The following is a 7547-nucleotide window of genomic DNA, read 5'->3' on the forward strand; positions in this document are numbered from 1 at the left end:
TACCAGCGCCACGAATGCCAGCAAGCCATCAAATCCACCGTTTGAATCGTCACCAAATTGGGGTGTAAGCTGATATTAGACGTTTCCGGGCACCAAGATGAAAAGCTCATATGAAGCACTACAGATATTGCTCGCATGGAATCATAATCAACTCAGAAATTGAAATTGCTGAATATCAAGCTGCTGACGATCAAAGATTTCAACCTGACGTTCATATAAAGCTCGGCGATGTCGCAAAAACCGGCATAGCAAACCCCAAATGGCAACGACATCTCACACAGGTTAATATAGAACATGTGTGGATGGATGTGCCTGGGGTCGCCCGTTTTCTGATTACCAAAGGTATCAAGATAACCGTTGATCCTTATCCGGGAGCGGATAACGCCGATTTATGCGCCTTTCTGGTGGGATCATGTATGGGGGCAATTTTGCACCAACGAGACTTTCTTGTGCTCCATGCAAGTGCGGTTGTTTTTCAGGACAAGCTCATCGCGATCTGCGGTCAATCCGGTGCTGGCAAGTCAACCACTGCCTCCACATTTGCACAACGAGGCGCACAGATCTTTACCGATGATATATTGGTGATTGATAGCCACGGTCAGGCGTGGCCCGGTGCACCTAATTTACGATTGTGGAAAAGCAGCCTCGATGCATTGGGAAAAGATGTATCTGATTATCAACAGATTCGCCGAAAATTACCAAAATTTTCTATACCCGTAACAAAGCCGTGGCCGCAGTCAGGCAGTCGGTCCGTCGATGCTGTTGTTATTTTGGAAAGACACGAATTTGTTGAACATATAGATTGTATCTCGGAGCCAATAGCTGGCATCCAAAAGTTCAGAGAGCTCGAAGAACAAATTTTCCGCCGTGATGCCATATTCGCCATGGGGCATAACAAAAAGCATATGATTCATAGCGCCGCGTTTGTGAAAAACATCCCTATGCTTCGTTTGAAAAGACCGACATCTAAGTTTAGCGGAAATGAGGTAACCCAATCTATATTGGATTGGGTCCTGCCGCTCCAAGAAAATTTGGAAACGGTGAATTGAACGACCAAAACTTCACCATTTCTCTTTTGGCCTCATTCCCAAAATCAGGGAATACCTGGCTTCGTATCTTGTTAAACCAAATTTTGTCGGACGGTACATCTGACGATATCAACGATCAGAAAATCGGCTTTAATTTTTCCAGCAGCGTTCTGTTTGATGAGGCCTTCGGTTTCGATTCATCCGAATTCTCATCGCAAGATTTTCGCGCCACACAGCATATGGTTTTTGATTGGTATATTCAGCAAAATCAATCCATGGTGCTGAAGGTTCACAACATATTTGACCCAGCAATATTTGCGCATGACCCCGACTGGTATGGTCGGGTTGGCGCGGTTTATTTGGTTCGAAATCCACTGGATGTTCTATTATCAGCGGCCAGCTTCTATGACTATTCAATCGACACTATGATGCATTTAATGTGCGAGAATAAACGTAGCAAGGAAACAAGCCGCTGGATGGAAACTAGTCATCATCAATATCTGGATGTCGGCAACTGGCCGAAAAATGTCAAAAGCTGGCTGGATGCGGATATCCCCAAAATAATTGTTCGCTATGAAGATTTACTCGCTGAACCGGTCAAATATTTTGGTGCTATACTGGATTTCCTCGGACTGGCTTGTCCACGCACCACATTGATAGAGGCGGTTGAAAATACAAAATTTTCCAAATTGCAAGCGGCAGAAGAAAAGGCGGAGTACGGGTTTGGTGAGGCGGTTGTTCGTGGCCAAAAATTTTTCAGGAAGGGCAAATCGGGAGATTGGAAGAATTCTCTATCCGACAGCCAAGTGGATTATGTGATTACCCACTGCGGCGGCATGATGAAAAAATTCGGATATATTTCTGATTCGAATGTTCCATTGACCGAACTTGCGGAAGCTTCTTGGTAGATGATCCTAGGGGCATTTGAAAGCAATGCGGGGGCGGTTGGCTCTCAAATTGCCCAGCGCTTCCATCAACGTCTTGCTATCGGTGGTATCTCATACGGCGATCGCGGAATTTTTCAAAGAAGCGGCGTAACTTTTGTCGAACAGCATTTACCTGTCGTCAGCCAGAACGGTGAGAATACCCAATTGGATTTGGCAATTCCATCCTGTTCCTTGGCGATAGCAATTTGGGGCCGTATTGATAATTCTAGGGAACTTTGGAAGTCGCTCGATCCAGACCATGCTCCCGCAAGTAATCGTCTGCTTTTGGCTTTATGCTATCGGAAATGGGGAACCGATATGGGGAGCCATCTGATTGGTGATTTCACCTTTGCTATTTTCGATTGGGAAAAGCAGACTTGCCTACTGGTACGCGACCAGATGGGAACACGTCCGGTATTTTATACGCAAACCGGCTCGAATGTTTATTTTTCAAGTAGCCTCGGAGAATTAAAGGCGTTGGGTCTCTTATCCGGTCGGCTGGACAAACAATGGCTCACTCAGTCGATCGAACGCTCTGTCGGCTTTCCGGCTGTCCCGCTGACTGCCTTTCCCGATGCAAAACGACTGCCACCCGGCTCAGCGCTGATCATTCAGAAAAACTCGTGCAAAGAAGTGAAATATTATAATTTCCCTACAAAGCGAGTGAATGAGAATTCTGAAGAAGAGCAAATTTTTGAATATCGAAAACGTTTTGAACAAGCGGTAAAACGCCGCATTCCTGATGGCAATTTGCCGATAGCAGTGGAATTGTCTGGCGGCTTAGATTCTTCATCAATCGCTGCAGCCATTCATTCTTTTGCACACAAAAATGTATCTCTTCATGCTTTGAGCACACATGAATTTACCGAGGACGAGAAATTCATCGATTTTGCAAAAACTAATATGCCCGCCATGTCCTACCATCTTGCAGATCGATGGGATCAGGCCCCAGACATATGGCATGAAAATTACCAGCGGTGCGCAGGGCATCCTTCCTCTATACCCTACAATCTACAAAATGGTCATTTGATCACTATTGCTCAATCGCTTGGGGCATCGACCATATTCAATGGTGCTGGTGGTGACGAAATTACGACGGCATCTGGGGAGCAAGTTCGCAGCCAGATGCTGCATGAAAGACGCTTTCTAGATATGCTCTCCTCTTATGATGCCGGACTATTGAAGAAGCTCGCACATCTAAGCCATTTTGCAACGAAATCACTCATGCGATCTGTGATCGCAGCGAAAACAGGCCATTTTCTAAAACCGCCGCCCAACAAGATCCTAAAGCCTGAAGTTTGGGAAGACAGACTAATTCGCAATGGTGGACATTCTTTGTACAAGGAAAATTGGAAAAACTTCAATCTAGGTTTAATACGCAGCCGCTGGCAATCTGCGATTATCCGATTTGAATCAGACACTCTCGTTGCACAGATTTTTGGGATGCAGAGCGCCGCGCCAATGTTGGACCGTAATTTGATTGAACATTATTTTGCCATGCCCCTTACGTCAAAGTTTAAGGCAACGCTGAATCGCAGTGTGCATCGTAATGCTATGCGGGCGATGATTCCCGAAACAATAAGGCTTGGTTCAAAAGATAGAGGCGAGTTGACCAAGGAAACAATATATGGGCATCATAATATGGCGCAAAGGCTCCATTCAGAGCTACCGAAATTTGACAATTTGCCAGATCAAATTTCCGAGCTTATATCCCAAACCAGCTACAATGAAATGGTCGAGAGCCTGATTCAGACACGCAATACCTACTCCAGCAACACCAACATTGTGACGCTGGGAATGATCAACAAATTGTCACATTGGATTAAAAAGGAATTATAGATAATGCAGCTGTCAGGCTCATCAAAATTAATGCATAGTGAGGATGTCATTTTCAGCGAAATTGACGGGGAAACCATTTTGATGGATGGTGATCTCGAGCATTATTATGGCATGGAACCTGTTTCCACAGAAATTTGGAAACTGATGAACGCCGAGATATCGTTTGACGGTTTGATAAGCCAATTGGTCAAAATCTACGAAATCTCAGCAGAGCAATGCAAGGAAGATATCACTCCTTTTCTGCAGAAACTGTATGACAGAAAAATGATTGTTGTTGCGGAGTAGCTCCAGCCTGAGACATTGGGCATTGAAAACATGCAGTTGAAGAAGGGCCTCTCCTTGCTAGGTAGAATATGGAGACTACCATGGCAAAAAAAACTCTTGCTCACCGAAGCCTTAATCTGGCTAACGATTGCAAGGATTGCGCATATGATTTTACCGTTTCGCCACTTCATCAAAGTTTATGGGGTTGTTAATCAATCCTCGCCTCAAAGCGTTGGTCAAGATATCTCATTTTTGGCATCCGGAATTTGCACAAGCATTATGCGCGTTGCGGCTGTTTTACCTTTTGAAACCCGTTGTTTGCCGCAGAGTTTTGCAGCTCAAATGATGCTATCACGACGGCGGATATCTACAACAACTTATCTAGGCGTGCATAAAGATCGCAAACAGCGCTATAGCGGTATATCCGGTTCGGTCGCTCATGCATGGGTCCGCGTTGGAGAAAAAATTGTCATAGGTGGTGATACCGCATCGGATTTTACTCCAGTAGCACAATATTCCAGGTCAGAATGAGGGGCCTCCAACTATTGGTTGATATGCTTCGCCAAGCTTCCGCCTTCTATCATATCCATGCCTTGCGTTGCTTCCATCAGCATCAACATAATGCAAGAAAGCCTGCAAAAGCCATTTGCCCGGATAAGGTTCTCGCCAATGCAAAACATCGCAACCTTTATATGCGACAGCATCACCAACAGGAGTTCCAATAGGCGTGCCATCACAATAAAGTGGCCACGCATAGCTATCTTCCAAATCGCCATTGTCAGCGCCTAAACACAGGCTCAAACTGATCTCACAGGCTGATCGATCTCTATGCGCCACCATTGATGCCTGATTACGATAAAAGCGATAAAATGCGTAAGTTGGTATCAAATTCAATCCTGTAGCCTGCTCCATCTTCTGTTGAAGCTTTAAGAGCAATGCCTCGATTTCAGGATCACCATATCGTTGCGGAGGAGCAACACCGTTGTGCTGTTTAGGGTCACCCATTTCGAGTTCACCCGACATCAACGATTTCACGCAGTGCTTATACAGATGCCTGCACTGATCAAGGGCAAGGAGATCAGGAAGTTTTAAGTATCCCTGTGAGTGAAAGTCTGATGCCTGTGGCAGCTCTGTCATGCCGCCAGTCATTCGGTCGCTGACCTGTCCACATTTATGCGTCTTTCGGGAGCGAATTCCAGCCAGCCGTTCAAAGTGTTGCGCGCCGATAACCATGGCAATGATTGGTCCATGCTGACCGGCTTCACCTGATGAGAGAATTGGCTGGGGAATATCACTAAGCGGTTGTTGACGGGTGCAATCAAGGTTGCCTGACCATTGATTTCTTCTTTGGGAAAACTTGTATCAAATAGCTCCAGTTCTCCCCCGGAAAATTTCTTGGGCATCTCATGGAAATAATAAATGTAACTCAATATTCTTGGGTGACCTTCTCCCGCATCTGTGTGCTGTCCATAAAAACCTCGATCATGATAGGAAGTGAAATTCATGGTAATGTGAAGTCCGGCTTCGCTCTCGTAGCCAAATAATGTCAATGCCTCCATCAATGCCTTTTCAATATCGCCAACTATCGCCTTCCTGACGGGTTTCATTGCCGGGCCTGAAACTGTCCAGGCAGAACGTGTTGATTGGTTGATGTGCCCTTTTTTCCTGCTGCCAACCTTGGCTGGAATCATTTTTTCTTCAAGCTGCGTAAATTGTGCCTGCAGCATCCGTTGTGCGCTAATGTCCAGAAAACCATCGCGCATAGAAAATGGTGCTGGCGTAAAGAGACCGCTGCCGCCTGATATTGCACCGGTTTTCTTCTGCAGACAAACTGCTTCAAGATATTTGCAACGCTGCTCCAGTTCAGGTGAAGCGGAGGCTTCGTCATAATATTCCGCGGCTCTTGAAAGGGCTCCTTCTGCGCGCAGACATTCCGCAAAACCAAACAGCAACTCCGGAGTTCTCCCGGATCGAAGTTTATTTTCAATTTGCGCTTTTTTTTGTGCATTGATCGCGACGCCATGCTTACGCAATATTTCAGAAAGCCGTTTCGTTTCGGGGTCGTCTTGAGTAATTTGCACGATCCTTTAACTGGCCTTTCTGACGTCATTAATTGCATTGCACAAAATGTGTGGACAACACATATCCGAACGCATGTTATATCGCCAACCATTGTTGAACAAATACCAATTTAGGCGGAAAGACTGTCAGATTTGAAATTTCGTAATCAACCGCTAACAATATGGATTGCTCGTCTCCTTTCTCCGGGGTGCCTGTTTGGCCCGGCGTCTTTTCTATCGCAGTCTGAACATGCAAAATTCCATCGGCGAATATTCTGGAATGGCATTACCAGAATTCCGAGATCACTTTGGATGGTTTGGGTGATTGCAAGTATAGTATATTGGTACCTTATTCTGGGATGGTTTAGGCTTCTCCGCTTTAGCTGGATGATTGCCCGAAACCCTTCTCTGCTGCCAACCCAGAACCGGTTGAAAAAGGCCTTAAATCTGATCGTCCTGACCTTCTATTATGGAGTAAACCCAAACACCTATTTGCTTTTTGGACTTTCTAGGGTTCCCAAGAAAAAGTGGTTGTCCTTTGTTTTTCCTCAGCAGGAGCATGTCTGGCATGATGTTTATCCTGGAAAAAGGGAGCGGAACTCAGAATATCTTGCTGCCGAAAATATGCTTCGAAATAAAGAGCTGTTCCATCAGAAATGTACCGATGCGAATATCGCGGTCCCCCGCACCATTTGCAAACTGTCCTCAGGATTGGCCACCAAGGCCTTGATAGAGCGGCCTGTATTTCTGAAACCTGTTGAAGGTTCGCAGATGCGCGGATGCTTGTCCCTTATCTACAATGAAAGTGGTAAAAACTATCGACTTACTGGCAAAAACTGGAATAATCAGTTTGTTGATATCACGACCGAACAAGAAATACTTGAAGCTATAGAAAATGTCCTGGATTTTCAGGATATGCTGATGCAACCGCTACTTGTTAATGCGGCATCGATTTCACAGATTTTTGAGAGCAGTGGACTATTAACCTTGCGTGTAGTTTCGGTTATCCAGGATTCTAAACCTGTCATGATAGCGGCAGTTGTGGAAGTGCCTTCTGACACGGTTGGTCGTTGGAATCTTTTTGCTGTGGATCCCGGTACTGGGCAATTAATATCCAATTCAAACTCTGAGCTATATGGGAGGCTTGTGGAACAGAAACTTCCGCAGTGGGATGAGATTACGGCAACAGTAATCAAAGCCCATCAGAATTTTCAGGAAATTCAATCAATCGGCTGGGATGTGTGCCTTTCAGCGGATGGCCCAATCATTATTGAAGGCAATGTCAAATGGGGCATCACACAAATTCAGAACACCTATCAGAAAGGCATATTGGAACTGTTGCCTCAAAGCCTGGATCGCTGAATGCAATAAAACGAGCATTTCTATGAGATTACGAAAGAAATGCGCGAAGGTCAGCTCTCCTGGCTTAC

At 45.4% G+C, this 7547-nt stretch carries 8 protein-coding genes; 6 read left to right on the forward strand and 2 right to left on the reverse strand.

Annotated elements, in window-relative coordinates:
- Positions 1-110 precede the first annotated feature (110 nt).
- The 5 genes from ABJV08_RS16295 to ABJV08_RS16315 all read left to right on the forward strand — a co-directional run bounded on the left by ABJV08_RS16295 (position 111) and on the right by ABJV08_RS16315 (position 4588).
- On the forward strand, positions 111-1049 hold the full coding sequence (locus tag ABJV08_RS16295) for a hypothetical protein (protein ID WP_348039998.1): 939 nt from the start codon (positions 111-113) through the stop codon (positions 1047-1049).
- A complete protein-coding gene (locus ABJV08_RS16300) occupies positions 1007-1936 on the forward strand; it encodes a sulfotransferase domain-containing protein (RefSeq protein ID WP_348039999.1) in 930 nt (309 codons plus the stop codon). The genes ABJV08_RS16295 and ABJV08_RS16300 overlap by 43 nt, the downstream gene beginning before the upstream one ends.
- Entirely contained in the window at positions 1937-3793 is a 1857-nt protein-coding gene (locus ABJV08_RS16305; protein WP_348040000.1) for an asparagine synthase-related protein, read from the forward strand.
- Positions 3794-3823: 30 nt separating this feature from the next.
- Positions 3824-4078, forward strand: coding sequence for a PqqD family protein (locus ABJV08_RS16310; RefSeq protein WP_348420039.1), 255 nt, complete (start codon positions 3824-3826; stop codon positions 4076-4078).
- A gap of 96 nt (positions 4079-4174) precedes the next feature.
- Positions 4175-4588, forward strand: coding sequence for a lasso peptide biosynthesis B2 protein (locus ABJV08_RS16315; protein ID WP_348040002.1), 414 nt, complete (start codon positions 4175-4177; stop codon positions 4586-4588).
- Here the strand turns inward: ABJV08_RS16315 and ABJV08_RS16320 are convergent.
- Positions 4580-5206: a hypothetical protein gene (locus ABJV08_RS16320; RefSeq protein ID WP_348040003.1), complete on the reverse strand. Its 627-nt coding sequence runs from the start codon at positions 5204-5206 to the stop codon at positions 4580-4582. The genes ABJV08_RS16315 and ABJV08_RS16320 overlap by 9 nt on opposite strands.
- Positions 5203-6138, reverse strand: coding sequence for a 2OG-Fe(II) oxygenase (locus ABJV08_RS16325; protein WP_348040004.1), 936 nt, complete (start codon positions 6136-6138; stop codon positions 5203-5205). Before ABJV08_RS16325 ends, ABJV08_RS16320 begins: the two co-directional genes overlap by 4 nt.
- A gap of 366 nt (positions 6139-6504) precedes the next feature.
- Between ABJV08_RS16325 and ABJV08_RS16330 the strand changes: the two genes are divergently transcribed.
- A complete protein-coding gene (locus tag ABJV08_RS16330) occupies positions 6505-7479 on the forward strand; it encodes a sugar-transfer associated ATP-grasp domain-containing protein (protein WP_348040005.1) in 975 nt (324 codons plus the stop codon).
- The last annotated feature ends 68 nt before the right edge of the window (positions 7480-7547 follow it).

It is taken from the genome of Parasphingorhabdus sp. (assembly GCF_039982395.1).
Lineage (GTDB): Bacteria > Pseudomonadota > Alphaproteobacteria > Sphingomonadales > Sphingomonadaceae > Parasphingorhabdus.